Origin of the sequence: Corynebacterium tuingiense, assembly GCF_046718165.1 — a bacterium.
In the GTDB taxonomy this organism is placed as follows: Bacteria; Actinomycetota; Actinomycetes; order Mycobacteriales; family Mycobacteriaceae; genus Corynebacterium.
Window position 1 is genome coordinate 181822 of record NZ_CP177101.1, and the last position, 22650, is coordinate 204471.

A 22650-nucleotide genomic window follows, 5' to 3' on the forward strand; every position below is an offset into this window, starting at 1 on the left:
GACATACCATGACTGATTCCACCGCTGATGACATCCTGAACAAGGGACAGCGTCCCGCAGGTAAGGGCAATACTACTCGCCCGTCCGGCCAGCCCGTGCCTTCCGAGAACACGTCCGTGACCGCCGGACCCCAGGGTCCGCTCGCGCTCAACGATATTCACCTCATTGAAAAGCTCGCCCACTTCAACCGCGAGCGCGTACCCGAGCGTACCCCGCACGCCAAGGGTCATGGCGCCTACGGCGAGCTGCACATCACCGAAGATGTGTCCGCCTACACCAAGGCCAAGGTCTTCCAGAAGGGCACCGTCACCCCGATGATGGGCCGCTTTTCCACCGTCGCTGGCGAGCAAGGCTCCCCGGATACCTGGCGCGACGTGCACGGCTTTGCCCTCCGCTTCTACACCGAAGACGGAAACTTCGACATCGTGGGCAATAACACCCCGGTATTCTTCCTGCGCGATGGCATGAAGTTCCCGGACTTCATCCACTCCCAAAAGCGCCTGGGTTCCAATGGCCTGCGCGATGCCGATATGCAGTGGGATTTCTGGACCCGCAACCCGGAATCCGCCCACCAGGTGACCTACCTGATGGGTGACCGCGGCACCCCGAAGACCACCCGCCACCAAAATGGCTACGGTTCCCACACCTTCCAGTGGGTCAACGAAGACGGCGAGGCATTCTGGGTGAAATACCACTTCATCTCCCGCCAGGGTGTAGAGAACTTCACCGATGAAGAGGCCACCGTGGAAGCCGGTAAGAACCCGGATAGCCACCGCGCGGATCTCTACAACGCCATCGAAGAGGGCAACTACCCCATCTGGGATGTCAAGGTGCAGATCATGCCGCTTGCGGAGGCAGAGGACTACCGCTTCAACCCCTTCGATCTGACCAAGGTCTGGTCCAAGAAGGACTACCCGCTGCACGATGTGGGCTACTTCGAGCTCAACCGCAACCCGCGCAACTTCTTTGCTCAAATTGAGCAGGTTGCGCTGGATCCCTCCAATATTGTGCCGGGTGTTGGCCTGTCCCCGGATAAGATGCTGCAGGCCCGCGTCTTTGCCTATGCGGATCAGCAGCGCTACCGCATAGGGCCGAATTACAAGCAGTTGCCGGTCAACCAGCCGCGCAATGCGGAGAAGGTCAATACCTACGAGCACGAGGGTCCAATGCAGTATTTCTACAATGCTCCAGAGGATCCGGTGTACTCGCCCAACCGCCATGCGAAGGGTACGGGCGTGCTTGACGATGCCTCCGTAAACAACCGCGAGGACCTAGAGACCACCACCGCGACTGACCTCTACGTGAATCCGGACCCCCACGGCCAGGACTTGGTCCGCGCGCCGTACGTGCGCCACGCGGAAGACGATGACTTCGTCCAAGCTCGCGACCTGTACGAAAACGTCTACGACGACGCCGCCAAGGAGCGCTTGGTCACCAATATCACCAACGCGATGGCCGGCGTGTCCGAAGAAACCGAAGAGCGCGTGTACCAGTACTGGACCAACGTCCACCCGGACCTGGGCCAGCGCGTGCGCGAGGTCTTCGCTGAAAAGAAGTAGCACGCCACTGCGGTTGTACTGCTTTTTAGAGGCATAAAGCAAAGCCGCCTTCGACCATCCCTGCGTCCTCACCCCACAGCGAGCTGCTGTGAGTTGGGTGGAGTAATTGGTCGAAGGCGGCTTGTGCGTTAGGCGGGATTAATCGCAGCGGCGCATATTGTCTGCAACAAAGCTCGGCGCGCCCTGATTGATCCATTTGTCTACGTCATAGCACGGTGCGGTCAAACCACTATTTGTTTCACCGATGGGTTCAATAGTTGTCCATGCGCCATCGCTAAAACGTGCCCAAGCGGTCCAATCTGTACTGTCTTTGCCAAAATGAGCCCATTCCCCGTCGCAATCCGACACCACAATTTTGCCCATATCGGGCTCTAGAGACGAGAAGGTACTTGGGGAACAATCACCTTTGGCCTGCGTGGTAGTGGTAGTGACTGTTGTCTCCTGTGGTGCAGGTGGCTGTGCAGTAGTTTCTACCGCTTCTACCGGGGAGGTTGTGGGCGAGTCCGTCGCAGTCGCCGTTCGCTCCGTGGAACTTGTAGTGCTGGAGCTGGAGCTGGATTGCGCCACGGCATCAGAAAACTGGGGCTCACTGGAATCGCCAGAGTTATCGGCATCATCGGTGCAGGAGACCAATGCCATGCACAGCGGAAACGCGGCTACGCACGCCAAGGCGCGGGAGTGAGAGAGTTTTAGAGGATTAGACATGTCTTAATAGTAGATTCTCTTTGTAATGCGTGGGGATCGGCGCGCCTGCAGAAAGGGAATGACCTGCAGCGATAGGTTACTAGCATGACCAAACGCCTTGCCTCGACCGCGCCCACCGCGTCCGCGAGTTCCTCGCGGTGGCGCACACTCTTACTGCTCGTATTGCTCGCCGTACCGCTTATCGTTGGTACCGCAGTGGCGGCCTGGTCGCAGTGGGAACCGGCGCATGCGTGGTCGAGCGCCGCGCAGCCTTATGGCGCGCCGCAGGCGAATTCGACCTCGCCAGAGCTTAAGGAAGCCGCCGAGGCCGCCAGCCACGCCCAAGCGCAGGCTAGCATCCTGAAATCTGGCGCGGATCGGTTAAACAAGGGCACCAGTGAGCTGGATAAGGGTGCTGGGGAATTAGGCGAGGGCGTCGAAAAGCTCGCCGGTGGTTCGCAAGAGCTGGTGTCGGGGCTTAACCAGTTGCAGTCAGGGACCAATACCCTCGGCGGAGGGGCGACGGAACTGGCCAATACCGTCGGCGGGGCCGTCGACCAGGTCGTGGGACTGGGAGCCGTCCAAGGCCAAATCCTGGAAGCCATCGACGGTACGGTGCGCGACCTGGAGGGAAATAATTCCAAGGAAGCGAAACAAGTTCGTTCTCAGCTGGGGGATTTGCGCAAGCAGGTGGAAAACTTCCGCCTCGATGAATCCCTGACCGGGGAGCTGAAGAAGCTGAAGGACGGCTCGCGCGATCTCTCCAATCAGCTGGCGGTAAGCGGTTATGCCTACCACGATGGCATCAACCAGGCCGTGGCAGGCGCGCAACAGCTCAACCAGTCCATAGCGGAGCTCAATAGCCGTGTGGATGAGGCTCTCGATGGGGTGGGCCAGCTTGACGATGGCGCCGGCAAGCTCACCGGCATGGCGGAACAAAACCAATCGAACCTGGGCGCGGTGCAGCGCGCCCTGCCTCCTGCGCACGTAGCCGCAGAAGAGGACGCACGCCAGCTAAGCCCGGTCATCGCCATGCTCATTTCCGCGCTCGTCCTGCTGGCTGGTTCCGCCGCTGGGGTGGCATGGAAACTGGGCTTCCACCCGTGGCTGATGGTTCTAGGCGGATCGCTGGCCGCGGTGGCCATCGGGGAGATCCTGCTCTTCGTCTTGTCCATCGGCCTGACCCCCATCGCTGCGGTAGCCGCCGGAGGGGCGCTGTTCTTGGGCGCCCTGTCCTCTGCGCTTATCGTGCGGGGCTTGCTCGAACTGTGTGGCATGACTGTGGGATCCATCCTCGCCGCGATCTTTGGCACTGGGCAGACCGCATTGGTGGGGTGGCTGTGGAAATCCGCGGCCATCGCCGGGGTGGACAAGGTGTGGCAGGTAGTAGCTAACCTTTTGCCGCTCAACTGGACAACGGCCGCAGTCACCGTGGCGGGCAACGATGGTGAGGCAGTGGTGCTGTGGACCGGCCTGGCTGTCTTGGGCGCTATCACTCTCGTAGGTCTGAGTGCAGTGAAATGGCTCGTGCCTGCCAGGAAGAACCCAAAAACAGGCGCTAAAGTATGAAATTGTGTACTTAAATAGGTAAAAGCTTGTATAAAGCTGGCAATATTTGCCATCGCTATGGTTGGAATGCGAAGAGTGTTATTCTTGCTAGTGCTCACACCGCCTACTTAGGGGGTAGGCGAACGGCTTGCGCCGTTGTGAGTGATAGGGAATAGGGACGACGCGGTGCTGTAGGGGCGCCGCGTCGTTTCCCGTTTTGCCCAAAGCTATTTATCCAGGTCGGCCCAGGGGGATATGTGCGGCCCACGGCAGGAATGTGCGCTACCACACAGCAATGTTTAACATTAGCTATACGTCTATTGGCTAATGGCGTGCGCCAGGCGGGCGCCAGTGACTTTTGAAGGAGCGCAATGCAGACCTCCCTCGGGCTGACCCTGATGGGACTGGCCATCATCTTTGTGACGGTGGGCATCCTCATCCGTGGACGCGTTAATCCCATTATTCCCATGACCTTGGTGCCCGTCATCGGCGCTGTGATAACCGGTTTCGGCGTAGAAGATATCGCGGATTTCTTTGGCGAAGGCTTAAGTTCTGTCATCAACGTCGTGGTGATGTTCATCTTCGCCATCATTTTCTTTGGCATTTTGCAGGATGTGGGGCTTTTTACCTCGGTGATCCGCAGCCTCATCAAGGCGACCCGCGGCAATGTCATGGCCGTGACTATAGGCACGGCCGCCATCGGCATCGTGGCGCACCTCGATGGATCGGGTTCCACGACCTTCCTTATTACGATTCCCGCATTGTTGCCGCTGTACCGGGCGCTGCACATGTCGCGCTATGTGCTGATTACCATCGTGGCCCTAGCCGCTTCGGTGATGAATATGGTCCCGTGGGGCGGGCCATTGGGGCGTGCCGGTGCGGTGGTTGAGCAAGACCCGAACGATATCTGGCTGCACTTATTGCCCATCCAGGGTGTGGCAGTGGTCCTCATCTTCGCTACTGCCGCCCTGTTGGGATGGCGCGAAAAGCGCCGTTTGGTCAAGCTGCAGGAAAGCGGCGAAATCAAGGGCTCTATCTCTGTGGACGTGAATTCCTTGGCGGATGATTTTTCCGCCAAGCAGGCCGAGGAACAGCAGAAACTCGGGTTCAGGTACAGGAAATCCCGGTGGGTGACCATCGCGAATATCGTCGTTGCTTTGGCCGTGCTTGCTGCCCTGCTTTCGGGCTTGCTGCCACCGGCGCCCGCGTTCCTTATTGCTACCACCATTGCCTTGGTGGTCAACTTCGACGGCGCGATGGAGCAGGGCGATGCCTTGCGGCGCCACGCCCCCAACGCTTTGTCCATGGCCGGAGTGATCATTGCGGCCGCGATGTTTTTGGGCGTGCTCAATGAGACCAAGATGCTAGAAGAAATCGCGCTGAGCCTGGTGAATATTCTGCCGGAAGGAGTGGCACCGTATCTGCACGTCATCGTGGGATTCTTTGGGGTTCCGCTAGACCTGTTGACCTCCACGGATGCGTATTACTTCTCGGTACTGCCCATTGTCCAAGGCACGGTGGAGTCCTTCGGCGTCAGCGGAATGGGCGCTGCGAGCGCCCTCATTATCGGCAACGTGGTGGGAACCTTCGTCTCCCCATTTTCGCCAGCGCTGTGGCTGGCGCTGGGACTGGCGGATGGTCAGATGGGCAAGTACCTCAAGATAGCCTTCCCCATCGCATGGATATTTTCCATTATCCTCGTCGCCATCGCATTCTTTACCGGGATGCTGGCCTAAGCGGGCCTGGAATCCAAGGGCCCTATAGGGATAGAAATAGCCCGCAGTTTCCTGCGGGCTATTGTCGGGATAACAGGATTTGAACCTGCGACCTCTTCGTCCCGAACGAAGCGCGCTACCAACCTGCGCCATATCCCGGTCACTGCTTAAAAGCAGTACTGAGATACTTTAACGCATGGTGAATGAGATCGACAAAACGGCAGGTCTAGTCCACCTCAGTGATCCTCAACAGGGTGGCTGAGGGGCGGCAGAATAAACGCACCGGGGCGAATTTGGACGTGCCCAAGCCATTGGAGACGTGCATCTTCATCGGGCCGAAATCGTGCAGGCCCTGTGCGCGCGGGCGGTCGATGCCGCAATTGGTCACGATGGCGCGCGAACCAGGAAGGCAAATTTGCCCACCGTGGGTATGGCCGGAAAGGGAGAGCTGGTAACCATCGGCGGCGAACTTTTCGAGCACGCGCGGCTCGGGGGCGTGGAGTAGGGCGAGCGAGAGATCGGCGTCCTCGTGGGGCGGGCCGGCGATTTCGGAGTAATCATCCAAGTCGTGGTGCGGATCGTCCACACCGGCCACGGCGAGGCGAACATTGCCCACCTTGAACTCGTGACGGGCCTGGTTGCCGTCGTACCAGCCGTGCTCCACAAAGGCCGCACGCATGCCGCGCCAAGGAAGATCCACGTAGGAGGGCTCGCGCTTTTTGCCCAGCAGGTATTTGAAGGGGTTGACCGGGCGCGGCGCCCAATAATCATTGGTGCCGAACACGAAGACGCCGGGCCGGACGAGCAGCGGGCCGAGCGCGCGCAGGGTATCGGGCACGGCCTGCTTATCGGAGAGGTTGTCGCCGGTATTGACCACGAGGTCTGGCTCCAGCGCATCGAGGGCGGAGACCCAATCGATCTTCGTCTGCTGGCCCGGGATCATGTGCAGGTCAGAAATGTGCAGCAGGCGGAACTCTTCTTCGCCGCGCAGGGTGCCTTTGGGCAGGAGCGGAAGGGTAAATTCCTTGAGTTCGAATTTCGTGAGCTCGCTAAAGCCCCAAGCAGCAACACCTAGGCCGGCGGCGACGCCGCCAAGAATCCGTTGAAGTTTCACAGCTTCTACACTACCTGCCTTAAATGGACGTATATTGAAAGGCATGAGCGAGCTAAAAGATACTATTCGAGCAGATCTGAAAACGTCGATGAAGGCCAAGGAAAAGCAGCGCACCAGCGCCATTCGCGCGTTGCTGGCGGCAATCCAGGCCGAGGAAACCACTGGGTCCCGCCACGAGCTAGAGGATGAAGACATCCTCAAGGTCATCGCGCGCGAGATTAAAAAGCGTCGCGAGTCCGCAGAGGTCTATGAAGAAAATGGCCGCCCGGAATTGGCAGAGGCTGAGCTTGCCGATGTCCCCTTCTTCGAGGCCTACCAGCCGCGCCAGCTCGATGATGCGGAGCTTAAGGCCTTGGTAGAAGAAGCAATTGCTGAGGTAGAAAAGGAAAACGGCGAAGCACCCACCATGAAGCAGATGGGTGCGGTCATGAAGGTGGCCAATGCAAAAGCCGCCGGCCAGGCCGACGGCAAGCGCCTTTCCGCAGAGGTAAAGGGCCAGCTTAACTAATCTTTAGCGGCCGAGGAGATTGCGGATATCGTTGCGGAAGTTATCGATATCTTCTTGGCGGATTCCAAAGTCCTCTGGGCTGAGGTTCAATCCGCCGCCGTTATTTCCTCCCCAGTTGCTCACACCGGTAGTGTTCGCGCTGCCGGTGTTATTTTGTGCGCCGGTCGTATTCGCACTGCCCACGCCGCTGGAGGGGGATTGGGTGGCAGAGGTGCCATCGGAAAGCTGCAGGGTAATCTCGGCGCCGTCCTTCTTGCCATCCTTCCCGGTAATCGCGCGCACCACTCGGCCGTAGGGGACATCCCCGCCGACGACGCGGGAGGTTTTTACCACATAGCCCTTGGCTTCAAGGGTGCTGCGGGCCTGTGACTCGTTTTTGCCGCGCAAGCTATCGAGCAACTTATCCCCGGTGGTGCCGTCATCGTATTTCTTATTGTAATTGGGCAGACCGCTCTGAGTAGCCTGCGGTAGCTGCGATGCCATGGTGAAAAATGTCTGCGCGGGCTCTAAGCCACCAAAGAGGTTGCCAGCACCGGTGCACTGGCGCACGGGGGAGGTACACAGAGGCTGGGTATCGGTGCCGTCGTTATAAATATAAGGAGCGGCGGCGAGCCCGTCGTTGAATCCCAAAAATGCCGAGGACTGGTTGGACTCGGTGGTACCGGTCTTGGCGGCGATGGGGGAGCTAAAGCCAGCGGCCTGGGCGGCATCCTTAGCGGTGCCCTGCTTGGCATCTTCAGATAGCGCATTGGCCAGGGCGTGGGCCACATCCTGGTCTACCGCCTGCTCGCACGGGGTCTCTTTGAGGTAGACCTCGTTGCCGTTCTTATCTAGGACCTTGTCAATGGGATTGGGCTCGCACCACCGGCCATTGGAGGCAATCGTTGCGCCGACATTGGATAGTTCCAGCGGATTTACCGGATTGGGGCCCAGGGTAAAGGAACCGGAATTGGCGTCCTTCGTGCGCTGCGCGATGGAGGTGTCCTTATCAAAGGTGCCCTTTTCGTCGTAGGAGCGCAGGCCGAGGCGCACCGCCATATCCACGATGGGTGCCACGCCAACTTGCTCGGTGAGCTTGATAAATGGCGTATTGGGTGAGTGGGCCAAGGCCTCTTGCAGCGTCATCGTGGCCTTATAATTGCCCGTGTTTTCCACGCAGTAGCGGTTGGCGGGGCAGTTATCAGCGCCGCCATGGCCAAGGCCTTCGGCTTCATAGCGGGTGGGCACGTCCACCGTATTCTTAATGCCGTAGCCAGCCTCGAGGGCGGCCGCGGCGGTAAAGGCCTTAAAAACCGAGCCGGCGCCATTGCCCACCAAGGAGTTGGTCTGCGGCAGCAGGGTTTCATTATTGTCCTGGTCCAGCCCGTACGCACGGGACGAGACCATGGCCAAGACCTTGCGGTCTGACGTGCCCGGTTCGATAACGTCCATCACCTCAGCGACGCCCTGGGCATCCGGGTTGGTACGCGACTGCACCGCAGATAGCGCCGTATCCTGCACCTGCGGGTCCAGCGTGGTCTTTACGGTATATCCACCGTGGGCGAGCTGGTCTTGGTCTAGACCCTTTTGCTCAAGGTACTGCAGCACAAAGTCACAGAAAAAGCCGCGATCATCTGCGCCGATACAGCCATTGTCCAGGGTATTGGGCCGCTTGCCGACGCCCAATTCTTCCCCCTTATACTCATCCGCATCCGCCTGCTCGAGATAGCCATTATCCACCATGGATTGCAGCACGACGTTGCGGCGGTCAAGCACCTCTTCCTCATTGGTATAGGGGTTGAGGCGCTCCGAGGACTGCACCATGCCGGCCAGCATCGCCGCCTGCGGCACCGTGAGGTCCGCGGCGTGGCTATCAAAGTAGGTTCGCGCGGCGGCCTCTACGCCGTAGGCATGGTTACCAAAGGAGACTAGGTTGAGGTAATTTGTGAGAATTTCCGACTTGTCTAGTTCCTCATTCATCTGCGTTGCCATGCGCATTTCGCGCAGCTTGCGGGTGGCGGATTGCTCGGTCGCCGCGGCCCGTTCTTCATCGTTTTGCGCGGAGACGAGCAGGAGGTAGTTCTTGACGTATTGCTGGTCAATGGTGGATGCGCCCTGAGATACCCCGCCGGAGGTCAGGTTGGTCCACAAGGCGCGGAAATTGCCTTGGAGATCAACGCCGCCGTGCTCGTAAAAGCGCTCGTCTTCAATGGAGACGATGGCGTTTTTCATCGCGTCCGAAATCTCGTCACCGTCTACGGGGTGGCGGCGTTGGCTATAGACATAGGCCATATCTTTGCCCGAGGCATCCTGCACCGTGGTAACACCAGGGATATTGCCCGCTGTTAGGTCTTGCAGGTCCGATTGCATGGTCTGGTTGGTGCGGGCGATCGCTACGCCGGAAATGCCCGCGAAGGGGGCAAGCGCGAGCGCGATGAGCGCGGCTACCAAGACCGTGGACAGGGCTATCTTGGACAAAGATTTGAAGACAGTCACGCCCAATACCCTACGTGGTATGCCTAGCAATGGGGAAGGTGACCTGCACCCCCTAAAGTGTGACCTCGTAGACAATCTTGCGTTCTAGTGAATAGACTCAGGCCTCGGTACATAGTATTCCGTCTGGGAAGGAGCACACTCACCCATGACCGTTCGAGTGAAGACTGCGGGAATGTCCAATACAGCCCGAAATCCCGAGCGTGGTGAGTGGGTCACTCAAGCAAAGTGCCGCAATGAGGACCCGGACGCATTATTCGTGCGCGGCGCGGAACAGCGCAAAGCCGCCGTCATTTGCCGCCACTGCCCCGTATTAACGGAATGCCGCGCAGACGCCCTTGATAACCGCGTGGAATTTGGCGTGTGGGGTGGGTTGACCGAGCGCCAGCGTCGCGCCCTCCTGCGCAAGAATCCCCACATCACAGACTGGGCCAATTACCTGGCTAAGGGTGGTGAACTCGTCGGCATTTAAGGCAGTCAGAGGCGTGACTGCCCGCGCGGCGGCGGCAGCGCTGCGGAATAGAGGCGGCATAAGTCGTATTAAATCGCTAGAATAAACCCCATGACTAAATGGGAATACGCAACCGCACCAGTACTGACCCACGCCACCAAGCAGATCCTTGATTCTTGGGGCGAAGACGGATGGGAATTGGTCTCCATCACCCCTGGCCCGAACCCAGAGAACGTGGTGGCCTACTTCAAGCGCGAGGTGGCAGAGTAAATGAGTTTTTCCGCTCGCTTGAAAGAATTAGGGGTGGAGCTGCCGGGTGTCGCAAAGCCGCTGGCTTCCTATGTGCCGGCGCTGCGCGTGGGCAACCAGGTATGGACCTCTGGCCAGCTTCCCTTGGTAGATGGCTCCCTGCCGGTGACCGGCAAGGTCGGCGCTGATGTCACCACGGAGCAGGCCCAGGAACAGGCTCGCACCGCCGTGCTCAACGCGTTGGCGGCTGTCGATGCGGAGATCGGGCTGGACAATATTTCCCGCGTGATCAAGATCGTTGGCTTCGTGGCTTCGGATCCCAGCTACGAAGAACAGCCCGCGGTGGTCAACGGGGCATCGGATTTCATCGGGGAGGTATTCGGCGAGGCTGGCACGCACGCGCGTTCTGCAGTCGGCGTAGCTGCCTTGCCAAAGAATGCCCCGGTGGAGATCGAATTGATCGTAGAGATCGCTGAGTGATCGGTTAGGCTGGTAGTCATGGAGCACCCCGCATACAGTCAATTGCGTCCCGTAAGCCAATCCGTTGGCGTAGTTCTTTGTGATAATCCCAGCTATACCGCCCTCGAGGGCACGAATACCTGGATTATCAGTGCCGCTGAAGACTCTCGGTCGATCGTCGTAGACCCGGGGCCGGAAGATGAAGGCCACCTCAACGTTGTGCATCGCCATGCCGGTGAGGTGGCTTTAATTCTGCTTACCCACCGCCACGATGACCACGCTTCGGGCGCGCAACGGCTTCGGCAGATGACCGGCGCGCCCATCCGCGCCTTCGATCCCAGCTATTGCAATGGCGCGGAGGCGTTGCAGAATGGTGAAATTCTGACTTTGGAAGGCATCACCCCGCAACTGGAGGTCCTGCACACGCCGGGCCACACCGCGGATTCCACGTCCTTTTTCGTGTGGAGCGGTGAGGTAGAACATTCCCGGCTAGAAGGCATTATCACCGGCGATACCATCGCGGGGCGCCACACCGTTTTGCTTTCAGAAACGGACGGTGATTTGGCCGATTACCTGCATACCCTGGACGTGCTGGAATCTCGCGGCAAGGATGTTCCGCTCTTCCCAGGCCACGGGCCGGATTTGGAAGATACCTCGCAGGTGGCGCGCAAGTACATTGACCGCCGCCACTACCGCCTAGACCAGATCCGGGAAATTCGCTCCCGGCTGGGCGATGACGTGGATCTGACCACCTTGGTCAATGAAATGTATGACGATGTGGATCCGGTGCTGCGCCATGCCGCAGAGCAGTCCACGCGCACCGCGTTGAAGTACCTCGACGGTACTGGTACCGATAACTAACGCGCTGCGCGGCAGGCAGCCGGCTTAAAACGTTTATTCCCTCCACCCCTAGTGCTTATGCACGGGGGACGGAGGGAATTGTTTGGTTTTAGCGCGCTCGGCGGGCGAGGTGCTCGGTATCGACGATGAGCACGGACTTGCCCTCGAGGCGAATCCAGCCGCGGTGGGCGAAGGTGGCTAGGGCCTTGTTGACGGTCTCGCGGGAAGCGCCCACCAACTGGGCAATCTCTTCCTGGGTGAGATCGTGGTTGACGCGCAGCGCGCTGCCTTCCTGGACACCGAAGCGGTTAGCCAGCTGCAGCAGGGTCTTGGCAACGCGGCCGGGCACATCGGTGAAGATGAGGTCCGCCAAGTTGGCGTTGGTGCGGCGCAGGCGGCGGGCCAGCACGCGCAGCAGCTGCTGGGCGATGGCGGGGTGATCGCTGACCCACTTATCCAGCAGCTCGGAGTTCATGGTGGCGGCCTGGACCTCGGTCACGCAGACGGCGGACGAGGTGCGTGGGCCCGGATCGAAGATGGAGAGCTCACCGAACATATCGGAGGGACCCATCACAGTCAGGAGGTTTTCGCGTCCATCCGGGGCGTGGCGGGCGAGCTTAATCTTGCCGGAGGTGATGATATACAAACGGTCACCGGGCTCGCCTTCATCGAAGATGGTGGTACCGCGCGGGAAGCGCACTGTCTCCATCTGCTCGAGAAGATTCTGCACTGCTACGGGATCAACGCCTTGGAAGATTCCGGCGCGGGAGAGGGTGTCCTGTACGCCTTCCACGTTTTACTCCTTGGATGTCGACTGCGAAAAGTCACTAAAGTGCTTGGGCCACATCCTTTTGCGGGCTCCAGGGAGGCACGCTAATGCGGAACAAGCGGGGTCAATTTTTAGCGTACCCCATTTTACAGTGCAGTTAGTCACTTTTGGACACTGCCCCCATAATGGTCACACGACAGAAATGGGTTCACTTACGCCCCTAGCGTTACAGCCAGCGGATTTCCGGCTAATCGGCGAAGACAACTGCTTCCAATTTTTCCATGAGGAGGGCGAAAAGGGCGATACCAAGCGGTACAAAAATAACAAGTGAAATCATGTATTCCTATCCTACTAAGCTTGGCGGCATGAGTTCATCACTGCCGGCCACCGCGGCCCCGAGTAAGAGAGCGCCCATCATTAACGAGCGATTGGCAAGCGAACACCCCGATGCGCGGTGCGAGCTCGATTTCGACTCTCCCCTCCAACTCTTGGTGGCCACGGTGCTTTCCGCGCAGTGCACGGATGCGCGCGTGAACTCGGTAACCCCTGAGCTGTTTCGCGCCTATCCCACCGCGGCCGATTATGCGGCAGCCAGCCGGGAGGATCTGGAGGCGATCCTGCGGCCGCTGGGGTTTCAGCGGGCGAAGGCGGGGCATCTTATGGGCATCGGCGAGCGCCTAGTTTCTGAATTCGATGGCGAGGTGCCACAGACCGTAAAGGAACTGACCTCCCTGCCTGGGGTGGGCCGCAAGACGGCGCTGGTGGTGCTGGGCGATGCCTTCGGGGTACCGGGCCTTACCGTGGATACGCACTTTAGCCGCCTGATGCAGCGCCTGGAGCTGACGGGGGAGAAGACGCCGGTGAAGATAGAAAGGGACATCGCCAAGCTCATTGCAGAGGCCGAGTGGACGATGTTTTCCCACCGCATCATTTTTCACGGCCGGCGCGTCTGCCATGCCCGGAACCCGGAGTGTGGGAATTGCGTGGTGCGGGATCTGTGCCCAGCTGCATTAAGCTAGCGGTATGAAAAAATACGTCTTCGGCACCGTCATTGCGGCCATTGTCATCGCAGCCCTCGTGGTGGTGGGGGTCATGCAGCTGCGTGGGGATGACACCGGCGCAGGCGAATCGGCGCAGGCCCCTGGCGGGGGATCGGAGTCGGGCTCGGCGGGCGGCCAGGGCGTAGCAGAGCGCCCAGATTGTCCCGCGGGGCCCATTGCCGGGGTGGATCTGGAGTGCCTGGGCGGCGATGATGCAGGCGAAGGGGACAAGGCGGATGAAGGCATTACCATCGCCAACGTGTGGGCGTGGTGGTGCGAGCCGTGCCGCGCGGAATTGCCCCACTTGGACGAGGTGGCAGAATCCCACCCGGACTGGAAGGTCATTGGGGTGCACGCGGATAAAAACGCCGGCAACGGGGCCGCATTCCTGAACGATATGGGAGTAGACCTGCCGAGCTTTCAAGACCCAGATAATAGCTTCGCGGGCACGTTGGGCCTGCCAGGCGTGGTTCCCATGACCGTGATTCTCCGCGATGGGGAAGTGGTTAAGCAGGTGGCCCAGCCGTTTACCTCGGCGGCCGAAATCGAAAAAACGGTTGAGGAGGCGCTCGCCGGATGAGTAAATTATGGCCCGAGTACGCACCCGAGTGGATAAAACCCGCGCTGGGCGTCGATCCGAGTCAGGTGCAGGAACTTATTGGGCAGCGGCAAGCATCGCAGCTCAATGGCTCGGAGGAAGAAGTGCCGATCAAGCGAGAAGCCGCTGTGCTGATGCTGCTGAGCGGGAACAGCGTGGAGAATGGCGAAATTTTGCTGACGCACCGCTCGCCGTCCATGCGCTCGCATTCCGGCCAGATTGCCTTTCCCGGCGGCCGGCGGGATCCGGGCGATATGTCGCTGGTTGATACCGCGCTGCGGGAGGCGTGGGAGGAAACCGACCTGCAGCGCCACACGGTCACGCCCTTAGAACAGTGGGAACAGCTGCACATTCGCGCCACCGGCAATCCGGTAAGCCCGATTTTGGCCCACTGGAAGCAGCCGGGCGAGGTCTATCCCGCAAGCCCGGCGGAGACCGACGATGTGTTTTTCGTTCCGATTAAGGAGCTCATTGATCCCCGCAACCGCCTGCTGGTGGGCTTCAAGCAGTGGCAAGGGCCGGCGTTTTATGCCAATGACTACGTGATTTGGGGGTTTACTGCCGGGGTGCTGGCAGCGTTATTGGATCATTCTGGGTGGAGCGTACCGTGGGATAACAATTCGGTCATAGACCTGCGTGACACCCTCAAAAAGTCCCGCAATAATGAGAAGATGTCCTAATTGCCCGCGCGCTTAAGGCGTCGGGGGACGCACGAGATTTCGATGAAGAAAGAACCAAATCCATGACTGCTGCGCTCATTGTTGACGGCTTGATCGTGCTTGCCGTATTAGCAGCACTGCTCAGTGGTTGGCGCAATGGCGCGCTCGCCGCGGTGCTCTCTGCCATCGGCGTGGGCGCGGGCCTTGTGGTGGGCATCGCCGTAGCGCCTAGCGTATTGCGCAAGGTAGACGAGCCTTCGCTGCGCCTGCTCCTGCTCGTTGGCATCCTGGTTTTGCTGGTGGGCATTGGGCAAATCATCGGTTCCTCCCTGGGCACCAGCGTGCGCGATCGCATGAAGGCGCGCAGCACCCAGCGGATAGATTCGTTATTCGGCGCGGTTTTTCAGTCCTTCATCGCGCTCATCGTCATCTGGATGATTTCCATTCCCGTGGCCACCAATTTGGGCGGATCCGCGGGGCAGGGGCTGCGCGATTCCCGCATCCTGAGCAACCTCAACGCGGCCGCACCGACGCGCCTGGCTTCCCTTCCCAATGGCGTGGCGGCGTTGCTCAATGAATCGGGCCTTCCGCCGCTGGTTTCGCCGTGGGAAAAGTCCATCAGCGGCAAGGACGTCGAGGACCCCGCCCCAGACGTGCAGGATCCGGAGCTGGTGCGCAGCATCCGCCCGTCTATCATTCATGTGCTTGGCGATGCCGAAGAGTGCTCCCGCCGCCTCATGGGTTCCGGTTTCGTGGTGGACAATGACTATGTGGTCACCAATGCCCACGTGGTGGCCGGCACCCAAACAGTGAGGTTGGATACGAAGCTGGGGTTGAAAGACGCCACGGTGGTCTACTACAACCCAGAGGTCGATATCGCCGTCTTGCACGCGCCGGATTTGGGTATCCAGCCTCTGCCGTGGGCGCAGCAGCCGGCCCAGACTGGCGACGATGCCACGGTCATGGGTTTCCCACACTCCGGCCCCTTTAATGCGGAAATGGCCCGCGTGCGCGATCGCATCACCATCGCCGGGCCAGATATCTACTCTCAAGGCCGGGTAGAGCGCGATTCCTATACGGTGCGCGGCAATATCCAACAGGGCAATTCTGGCGGCCCCCTAATCAATACCGCGGGCGAGGTCTTGGGCGTTATCTTCGGCGCCTCAGTGGATGATTCTGAGACCGGATATGCGCTGACCGCAGATGAGGTCATCGGCCACATTGGGGATGTCACCCAATTGCAGCGCCCGGTAGAAACGGGCGAGTGCGTGGCGCACTAGCTTTCGTACTAGATCCGCGTGGGGTATGTGTCCCCACGCGCCGCCCTACGCGCCCACGCGCCCTACGCCCCGTACGCATTGAGCCAGCGGCGCAGCTCGTCGACGAACTGTTCAGGGGCCTCGAGGAAAGGCAGGTTCTTGGCGCCAGGAATCGAAGTGGCACTAAATCCGGCGCGAGCGCGGAGGGCGGCTCGCTGGATGACGGGGTTCCACAAGCGCTGCTGGGCGTGGATGAAAAGGACGGGGCGTTTTACGCTTAATTCGGACCAGTTCAACGGCACCACGGCGGTGCGCATCCGGTGGTTCCACAGGATCCCGCGGCGCACCTTACCAATCTGGGAGGCGCGCAGGCGCAGGGCAAGGATGGACTCTAAGGGGGCATCGGCAAGCGCGGGCCCCGTATCCAGGCTGAGCTCCTTGCGGTAGGCCCGGGGGCTGAGCAGCAGGGTATTCGCGCGGGTGACCTTTGGCAGGTGGCAGAGGAGGGAACGCAGAATCATCCACCCAAAATCCCAAGGGCGTGCGGCGATGGCGCGGCGGATATCGACGGGGTGCGCGGCCGAGACGGAGACTAGGCCGCGGACGCGGTTGGGGCGCTCGGCGGCCAGGCACCACGCCACCGCGCCACCGGTATCGGCGCCGACGATATAGGCATCATCGTGGCCCAATGCTTGGATGAGGCCATCCAGATCCCCGACCAAGGTGCGGATATCCTGGCCGGGATCGATGGGCGGCTTATCGGACATGCCAAAGCCGCGCATATCCACCGCGGCAACGTGGTACCCGCACTGGGCGAGGGGCCCGATGACCTCCTGAAAATCGAACCAGCCGCCAAAAGCGCCGTGAATAAAAACAACGAGGGGGTCGGCACTATCGCCCGCTATGGCCACGTGCAGGCGGATGCCCCGGGTGTGGACAAACTCGTGCGCAAAGGGTCCTTCCAGCTCAACCGTGGAGGGGGGCAGTGGTGCTAAGGCCATGGAGGACAAGGCGCCTTTCTATGTGTACAGAAAATCCGCCCCAGGAAAGGCTGAGGCGGATCTAATAGTGCGTGCGGTTTAGGTATACAGGCCGTGAGTGTCCTTCCGGTCCAGCGACTTCTGCGCCTTGCCCGGAATGAGGTTCTTGAGTTCCTTGGTGGAATCTATGGTCTTCTGCGGTGCCTTAACCTTCTTGACATTCTTGACGCCGAGTAGGGCGAGGGCGCCGGCCGCCACGATCATCACGAGGAAGACGATCAAGAAGGCAGCCCAGCGGTCCAGCCAGAGGGCGAGGAGCTCAGCGAGAAAGAAGAAAAAGAAGAAGGAGCTGTACAGCGCGATGGTGCCCGCTGCGCCGAAGAAGCCGGCGCCAATGCCGCCCTTCTTGGCGGACTCCGCCAGCTCCGTCTTGGCGAGCTCTACCTCAGAGCGCACGAGCTGGGACATCTGCTCGGTGGCATTGGAGACCAACTTGCCGATGGAGGTTTCGGAGGACGATGCATCAACATCGCTCAAAGGAATCGAATTAACCTTTGGTGCGAATTGATCGGTGCCGTCAGTAAATAATCCATCGTTGCTCACGATTAATTCTCCTCGTCTTCATCTAAACCTTGTAACGGCCCCAATGATAATAGATACAGCGCGGTTTTATGGTGCCGCGCCAGTCACAGGGGGCGTTCGGGGCTCGGGGCGTCTAGGGCTATCCTAATGTATATGCCAGAAAATGACGCGTTATCCCCTCTATTTCGCCTCCCGGGGGTGAAAGAAGGTGCGGAAAAAGCCGCAGCAGCCATCGCGCGCGCCCACCGCAGGCCGGCCGGGCTGCGCAGGTATGAGGTCATCTCCGCGGAGTCCTTGATGCGCGGGGCGCGCGCTAGCGTGGCCTTGGATGGGCACGCCATCCCCCCGCACCCCGGCCCAGGCGATGTGGAAAGCGGGCCGCTCGCCGGCGCGGTCAGCGCGTATTCCGTGGCGGCGCCTGAGGTGGTGGATTCCACCGTCCGCTCTTTTGCCCGCGCGCCGCTGCAGGTGCTCGCGCGCATCGACGTCGCCGCCGGAGGAAACGGGATTCCCAGCGGCGATAGTACGCGCTTGCAGGGCTTGGCGCGCCTGATTGCGCAGGGCAGCGGCCCCGCATTCCGCGATCTCTTGCCAAGCGTCGTGCATGCCGAAATCGCGGCCGGTGAATTCTTTGGCCCGCGCAGCGGTGTCGTAGCGCGCGTTGCGGCCCGCCTTGCCGCTATTCATACCGGCTTTGATCCCCGCGGGTTCGCCGTTCCAGAGGTGTATTTCCACCGCCATTCCAAGGACTACCGCGAGTGCCGCGCGAACTACCGCGACAGGCCCGGTGAGGTGGTGCTTTTTCACCTCTCAGCCTGGGCGGCAGGCGGTAAAGAAGCCGATGCCATCGCCCGCGCGGCCTAGCCGTATCCTCGTATTCGGTAGGCGGTGAACATCCATTCGGCGCAGGTCAGCGCCGTGCAGGTAGATTATTTTTCTTAGCTGTTGTGATCGGGTAATGAACGTGTCATAATAATCGGTGCAAGGCCCCGATATACTGTGTGGCCTGCCCCGGCTCGCCCCCCGAGGCCGGGTTACTGACGGCCCGCGCGCACCCCCCGATGCGCGGGCCGTCACCTATATCTACGGTTATCCACAAGGTTTTGTTGGAAATTCAACTAACTGAGCGCTAAGTGGTAACCTTCGCGAATTTATCCACAGGCGGGAAGTCCCGTCCCTAGTGCAGGTGGCGCGGGTGCTTCAGGCTAGGGGACATGAATACAGCACACTCTCGCTCCACCATCGTCGTCGCCATAGGCGAGGAAGCCCTGCGCGCCGAGGCGGTCCATGCCGCCGCCGCGACCAGCCACGAGGTCATCACGGTAACCGATCCCCGCGATATCCCACGCAGCCTCCCCGGAGCCTATACGGTCTTGGTCGACGCGCTCATGGCGCGCGTTATCGCCTCGACCCAAGCCGCACAGACCGCGGCCGCTCCGGTGCTTTTCCTCGCCGCGGACCCGGGGCCCATCGATTATGAAGCGGCGCTTGCCTGCCATGCGGACCGCGCCTTTATTATCCCCGCGGAAATTAAAGAGCTGCTGGCGGCTATTGCCCAGGCCGCACACCCTCCGGAAGATCGCCCAGGCAGCGCTACCATCGCGGTGGTGGGCGCCAGCGGTGGGGTAGGCACCTCCACCTTTGCCGCCGCCCTGGCGCGCTCCCACTGCACGGCGAGTGAGCAGGGGCGGGCGCTGCTTATCGATGCCACCGCGCACTCCGGCGGCCTCGATCTCCTCCTCGGCGTGGAAACCGCGCCAGGTGCCCGCTGGCCGGAGCTCAACATTGGCGATGGCAGCATCGACGCCGCCGATCTCTACCGCGCCTTGCCTTCTACCGCCGATGGCATAGCGGTGCTATCCGCAGCGCGCAGCACGGTGAAAGACACCTTCACGCTGGATGCCGCGCTCTTGGCGGCGGCGACGTCTGCGGCGCACGCAGGCGAGGGCCTGTGCGTTGTGGATTGTACGGCGGAAAATATCCCGGCTGCCTGCACGCACGTGGTGTTGGTGGTGGCCGCGGAGGTGCGCTCGGCAGCGGTGGCCGCACAACTCATACTGCGACTGGATGCGGCGCGGCGCGACATCGTGGTGGTGCTGCGCCAACGGCAGTGGGCGGCTCTCAGCGCACCCGAGGTAGAAGACATTATTCATCACCGGGTCAGTGCCCAATTGCCCACCGTGCGCGGGCTGACCCGCAGCATCGAGATCGGTGGACTCCCAGCCCGGCTTCCCGCAGCCCTTGCCAAGACCGCCCGTGCGGTGCGCGAGGAGGTAGGGGTATGAGCGCGGCGATGGATAGCTCGGCCGAAACCATGGAAAAGACCATGGAGAAGATGCAGCGGCTCATTGCCGCCGAACCAGATCTGGTGCACGACGCCTCTAGCTTGGCCCGGCGGATCCGCGAGGAAGCAGGGGTTATCAGTGACGTCGCCGTGGTGGATCTGCTCCGGCGCCTGCGCCAAGATGCCACCGGCATGGGGCCACTGGATGCCTTATTGACCCGGCAGGGCGTGACCGATGTCGTGGTCAACGGGCCCGAAGACGTCTTCATGGACCGCGGCGAGGGGCTAGAGCGCAGCGATATCACCTTTCGCAACGATGGGGAGGTGCGCCAGCTCGCTTCCCGGTTGGCCGCGGCCTCGGGAACGCGGCTTGATGATGCCCAGCCTTTTGCCGATGGCCGCGTTACGCGCCCCGATGGCGTCGTGCTCCGCGTGCACGCCCTTTTAAGCCCACCCGCCGTGGGCGGAACGTGCATTAGCCTGCGCGTATTGCGGCAGGCGCAGACCACTCTGCCGCAGTTGGTGGCCAATGGCACCGTGCCCGAAGACATTGGCCAACTGCTTGCCGCGATGGTGGACAAGCGGGTGTCCTTCCTCGTTATTGGCGGAACCGGTTCCGGCAAGACGACGCTGCTCTCGGCGCTTTTAGGGACCGTATCCGAGCGCGAGCGCATCGTGGTCATCGAAGATACGGCGGAGCTATCACCCCACCACCCGCATTGCGTGAGCATCGTCTCGCGCCGGGCAAACGCTGAAGGTAGCGGGGAAATCACCATGGCGCAATTGCTGCGGCAGGCGCTGCGCATGCGCCCAGACCGCATCGTCGTCGGTGAAATTCGCGGCCCAGAGGTAGTCGATCTCCTCGCCGCGCTGAATACGGGACACGATGGTGGCGCGGGCACCTTGCACGCCAATTCCCTCTTTGAGGTACCCGCCCGCATGGAGGCCCTCGGCGCGCTCGGCGGCCTGGACCGCAGCGCCCTGCACTCGCAATTAGCGGCCGCCGTCAACGTGGTGCTGACCATGGAGCGCACGCCACATGGCCGGCGCCTGGCCCATATCGGCGTCTTAGAGGGCAATCCGGTCACCCCGCGCATCGTCTGGAGTGCAACCGAGGGCCCCGCGCCCGGCTTTGCGGAATTCTCGGCCGCGCTGTTGGAGGAACCGCACGAAGAAGCAGGAGGTCAGGCGGATGCTTAGCTTCTTATTGCTCGCCGCAGCGCTGTTGCTGTCTGTGCCCTCGAGCGCATCCCGCATTGCTGGCAAGGGCAGCCGGATAAAGGCCAGCTCCTTGGTTATTCTGGGCGCCGTATTCTGCGGCAGCTTGGTCTTCTTCTCGGTCGGGCGGATGAGTATTGCGGTAGCGGCAGCGATCATAGCTTGGTGCGTGTCGTGGTATGTCAAGGACATCATGGCCGCCCGCACGCGCCGGTGCGGCCGCGAAGCCCTAGCCGGATACTTCGGGGTCGTCACCGCTGACCTGCGCGCTGGGGCAACCCTTGCAAGGGCGCTATCGCGCGGGGCGGAGTCCCTTCCCTCGACGACGCCGCGGGATATGAGCGCGGCCTTAGAATCCACTGCTACCGCGGCGGCGCGCGGTGCGCCCCCACACGTGGCGCTCTCAGGAGCCCATGCGGATGCAGAACTTACCCGGCTGGGCCACCTGCTTGAATTATCCACACAGCACGGCATCGCGGTGGCAAGCCTCTTTGAGCAGGCCCAAAGCCGAATGGATGCGCTGCGCCGCCACCACCAATCCACCGCGGCCGGGCTGCAAGGACCCCAAGCTACGGCCACGGTCTTGGCCTGCCTTCCCATTGCGGGCATCGCCATGGGCGGGGCGATGGGGGCCAATTCGCTGGGCTTCTTGCTCGGCGGGGGATTAGGCGGAATCCTGCTGGTCATCGGGGTGGGGCTTGCCTGCGGCGGCTTTGCCTGGTCCCGCGTCATTATCAGGAAGGCGGCACCATGATGGCCTTTATCTGCTTAGCGCTGGCTGTGCTCGTCGGGTTGCCGGCTACCAAGGGGCGGCTGGGGCCGGCTACGACAGAAAACACAGCGCAGCACACGGTGAAGACCCCGCGCGCCGGCCCAAGAAAGCGCGATGGCGCAACAGCGCGCGGGGGATTGATGAGCAAACTCCAGCCCTCTACCACCGTGGATCCACTCCTCGTGGCCGGGGATATCGAACTTTTCGCAGCTTGCCTGAGTGCGGGCCTGACGGTGCACGCCGCTGCTACGGCAGTCGCGCGCACGGCAGAGGCCGATACCCAGCACCTGTGGGAGACGGTATCCGCGCTCCTGGGAGTTGGCGTGCCTACGGAATCTGCATGGGACCACATGAAAGGCCATGCAGGGCTAGAGGACGTGGCGGGGCTTGTCATCTTATCGGGCCAGTCCGGCGCCACTATTGCCGCCGGATGCACGCGAATCTGTACTTCTTTGCGCGCCGAAGCATCTGCTCACGCTACGGCTAAAGCAGAGCGCGCAGGAGTATTCATTGCCCTCCCGCTGGCGGTGTGCTTCCTGCCAGCATTCATCGTTCTAGGCCTCGCGCCCGTAGTGATCAGCTTGGGCGCGCAGCTTTTCTAGACGCACCACCTTTCACTTCTACTCAACCACTCAACCACCACACCTTTTAAGAAAGGACTCCTAAAATGTCTGCACTATTTATTAAGTACTCCCAGCTCACCCGCGCCCTCGTCCGCAACGATGAGGGGATGAGCACGATTGAATACGCCATGGGATCGCTCGCGGCCGCAGCGCTTGCCGGCGTGCTGTACATGGTTATCAACGGCGGCGGTGTGGTCGATGCCATCGAGGGAATTATCACCGATGCGCTATCGAATACTCCAAGCTAGCCGGGCGCACTAGAACACA

Annotated in this window: 24 protein-coding genes and 1 tRNA gene; 19 read left to right on the forward strand and 6 right to left on the reverse strand. The window is 61.0% G+C overall.

The features are described 5' to 3' along the window. Positions 1 to 8 precede the first annotated feature (8 nt). The 4 genes from ACLI1T_RS00920 (at position 9) to ACLI1T_RS00935 (ending at position 5527) form a co-directional block, all read left to right on the forward strand. Entirely contained in the window at positions 9 to 1559 is a 1551-nt protein-coding gene (locus tag ACLI1T_RS00920) for a catalase (protein ID WP_411702799.1), read from the forward strand. Between the two features lie 427 nt (positions 1560 to 1986). Beyond that, positions 1987 to 2241 carry a hypothetical protein gene (locus tag ACLI1T_RS00925; RefSeq protein WP_411702800.1) on the forward strand — a complete coding sequence of 85 codons (255 nt, stop codon included), beginning with the start codon at positions 1987 to 1989 and terminating at the stop codon, positions 2239 to 2241. A 107-nt stretch (positions 2242 to 2348) separates the two neighbouring features. Beyond that, a complete protein-coding gene (locus ACLI1T_RS00930) occupies positions 2349 to 3812 on the forward strand; it encodes a hypothetical protein (RefSeq protein ID WP_411702801.1) in 1464 nt (487 codons plus the stop codon). 350 nt (positions 3813 to 4162) lie between these two features. Further along, positions 4163 to 5527 carry a CitMHS family transporter gene (locus ACLI1T_RS00935; protein WP_411702802.1) on the forward strand — a complete coding sequence of 455 codons (1365 nt, stop codon included), beginning with the start codon at positions 4163 to 4165 and terminating at the stop codon, positions 5525 to 5527. A 64-nt stretch (positions 5528 to 5591) separates the two neighbouring features. Here the strand turns inward: ACLI1T_RS00935 and ACLI1T_RS00940 are convergent. Next, a tRNA-Pro gene (locus ACLI1T_RS00940) sits at positions 5592 to 5665 on the reverse strand. Between the two features lie 67 nt (positions 5666 to 5732). Then, a complete protein-coding gene (locus ACLI1T_RS00945) occupies positions 5733 to 6620 on the reverse strand; it encodes a metallophosphoesterase (RefSeq protein ID WP_284771983.1) in 888 nt (295 codons plus the stop codon). 43 nt (positions 6621 to 6663) lie between these two features. Between ACLI1T_RS00945 and ACLI1T_RS00950 the strand changes: the two genes are divergently transcribed. After that, positions 6664 to 7128: a GatB/YqeY domain-containing protein gene (locus ACLI1T_RS00950; RefSeq protein ID WP_023025025.1), complete on the forward strand. Its 465-nt coding sequence runs from the start codon at positions 6664 to 6666 to the stop codon at positions 7126 to 7128. A 3-nt stretch (positions 7129 to 7131) separates the two neighbouring features. Here the strand turns inward: ACLI1T_RS00950 and ACLI1T_RS00955 are convergent, their stop codons facing one another. Continuing rightward, the gene (locus ACLI1T_RS00955) at positions 7132 to 9603 is read right to left on the reverse strand and encodes a transglycosylase domain-containing protein (protein ID WP_411702803.1); all 2472 of its coding nucleotides are present in this window, start codon (positions 9601 to 9603) and stop codon (positions 7132 to 7134) included. A 145-nt stretch (positions 9604 to 9748) separates the two neighbouring features. Between ACLI1T_RS00955 and ACLI1T_RS00960 the strand changes: the two genes are divergently transcribed. The 4 genes from ACLI1T_RS00960 (at position 9749) to ACLI1T_RS00975 (ending at position 11620) form a co-directional block, all read left to right on the forward strand. Next, positions 9749 to 10072, forward strand: a complete 324-nt coding sequence (locus tag ACLI1T_RS00960; protein WP_005276491.1) for a WhiB family transcriptional regulator — start codon at positions 9749 to 9751, stop codon at positions 10070 to 10072. A gap of 90 nt (positions 10073 to 10162) precedes the next feature. Next, positions 10163 to 10321, forward strand: coding sequence for a DUF4177 domain-containing protein (locus tag ACLI1T_RS00965; RefSeq protein ID WP_126318073.1), 159 nt, complete (start codon positions 10163 to 10165; stop codon positions 10319 to 10321). Beyond that, positions 10322 to 10780, forward strand: a complete 459-nt coding sequence (locus ACLI1T_RS00970) for a RidA family protein (protein ID WP_349862119.1) — start codon at positions 10322 to 10324, stop codon at positions 10778 to 10780. Between the two features lie 18 nt (positions 10781 to 10798). After that, positions 10799 to 11620 (forward strand): MBL fold metallo-hydrolase, encoded by an 822-nt coding sequence (locus tag ACLI1T_RS00975; protein WP_411702804.1) that lies wholly within the window; start codon positions 10799 to 10801, stop codon positions 11618 to 11620. A gap of 88 nt (positions 11621 to 11708) precedes the next feature. Here the strand turns inward: ACLI1T_RS00975 and glxR are convergent, their stop codons facing one another. After that, the gene (gene glxR / locus ACLI1T_RS00980) at positions 11709 to 12392 is read right to left on the reverse strand and encodes a CRP-like cAMP-activated global transcriptional regulator GlxR (RefSeq protein ID WP_005276495.1); all 684 of its coding nucleotides are present in this window, start codon (positions 12390 to 12392) and stop codon (positions 11709 to 11711) included. 341 nt (positions 12393 to 12733) lie between these two features. Here glxR and nth point away from each other — a divergent pair, with 341 nt between their 5' ends. From nth to ACLI1T_RS01000, 4 genes are all read left to right on the forward strand, one after another. Beyond that, positions 12734 to 13387, forward strand: a complete 654-nt coding sequence (nth, locus tag ACLI1T_RS00985) for an endonuclease III (protein ID WP_411702805.1) — start codon at positions 12734 to 12736, stop codon at positions 13385 to 13387. A gap of 4 nt (positions 13388 to 13391) precedes the next feature. Then, the gene (locus ACLI1T_RS00990; protein ID WP_411702806.1) at positions 13392 to 13988 is read left to right on the forward strand and encodes a TlpA family protein disulfide reductase; all 597 of its coding nucleotides are present in this window, start codon (positions 13392 to 13394) and stop codon (positions 13986 to 13988) included. Further along, positions 13985 to 14686 (forward strand): NUDIX hydrolase, encoded by a 702-nt coding sequence (locus ACLI1T_RS00995; RefSeq protein WP_411702807.1) that lies wholly within the window; start codon positions 13985 to 13987, stop codon positions 14684 to 14686. The genes ACLI1T_RS00990 and ACLI1T_RS00995 overlap by 4 nt, the downstream gene beginning before the upstream one ends. Positions 14687 to 14748: 62 nt before the next feature. Next, positions 14749 to 15945 carry a MarP family serine protease gene (locus ACLI1T_RS01000; protein WP_411702808.1) on the forward strand — a complete coding sequence of 399 codons (1197 nt, stop codon included), beginning with the start codon at positions 14749 to 14751 and terminating at the stop codon, positions 15943 to 15945. Positions 15946 to 16007: 62 nt separating this feature from the next. Here ACLI1T_RS01000 and ACLI1T_RS01005 read toward each other — a convergent pair whose 3' ends face one another. After that, positions 16008 to 16925 carry an alpha/beta fold hydrolase gene (locus ACLI1T_RS01005; protein ID WP_411702809.1) on the reverse strand — a complete coding sequence of 306 codons (918 nt, stop codon included), beginning with the start codon at positions 16923 to 16925 and terminating at the stop codon, positions 16008 to 16010. A gap of 78 nt (positions 16926 to 17003) precedes the next feature. Then, entirely contained in the window at positions 17004 to 17507 is a 504-nt protein-coding gene (locus ACLI1T_RS01010) for a phage holin family protein (protein WP_023025036.1), read from the reverse strand. A 126-nt stretch (positions 17508 to 17633) separates the two neighbouring features. Between ACLI1T_RS01010 and ACLI1T_RS01015 the strand changes: the two genes are divergently transcribed. The 6 genes from ACLI1T_RS01015 to ACLI1T_RS01040 all read left to right on the forward strand — a co-directional run bounded on the left by ACLI1T_RS01015 (position 17634) and on the right by ACLI1T_RS01040 (position 22631). Beyond that, positions 17634 to 18350, forward strand: coding sequence for an oxidoreductase (locus ACLI1T_RS01015; protein ID WP_298693602.1), 717 nt, complete (start codon positions 17634 to 17636; stop codon positions 18348 to 18350). Between the two features lie 350 nt (positions 18351 to 18700). Then, entirely contained in the window at positions 18701 to 19771 is a 1071-nt protein-coding gene (gene ssd / locus ACLI1T_RS01020) for a septum site-determining protein Ssd (RefSeq protein ID WP_411702810.1), read from the forward strand. Continuing rightward, a complete protein-coding gene (locus tag ACLI1T_RS01025) occupies positions 19768 to 20970 on the forward strand; it encodes a TadA family conjugal transfer-associated ATPase (RefSeq protein ID WP_411702811.1) in 1203 nt (400 codons plus the stop codon). Before ssd ends, ACLI1T_RS01025 begins: the two co-directional genes overlap by 4 nt. After that, positions 20963 to 21742, forward strand: coding sequence for a type II secretion system F family protein (locus ACLI1T_RS01030; RefSeq protein WP_411702812.1), 780 nt, complete (start codon positions 20963 to 20965; stop codon positions 21740 to 21742). The genes ACLI1T_RS01025 and ACLI1T_RS01030 overlap by 8 nt, the downstream gene beginning before the upstream one ends. Further along, complete coding sequence (locus ACLI1T_RS01035; RefSeq protein ID WP_411702813.1) at positions 21739 to 22362, forward strand: type II secretion system F family protein; 624 nt, start codon at positions 21739 to 21741, stop codon at positions 22360 to 22362. The genes ACLI1T_RS01030 and ACLI1T_RS01035 overlap by 4 nt, the downstream gene beginning before the upstream one ends. Positions 22363 to 22427: 65 nt before the next feature. Then, complete coding sequence (locus tag ACLI1T_RS01040) at positions 22428 to 22631, forward strand: DUF4244 domain-containing protein (RefSeq protein ID WP_005276515.1); 204 nt, start codon at positions 22428 to 22430, stop codon at positions 22629 to 22631. Positions 22632 to 22650 lie beyond the last annotated feature (19 nt).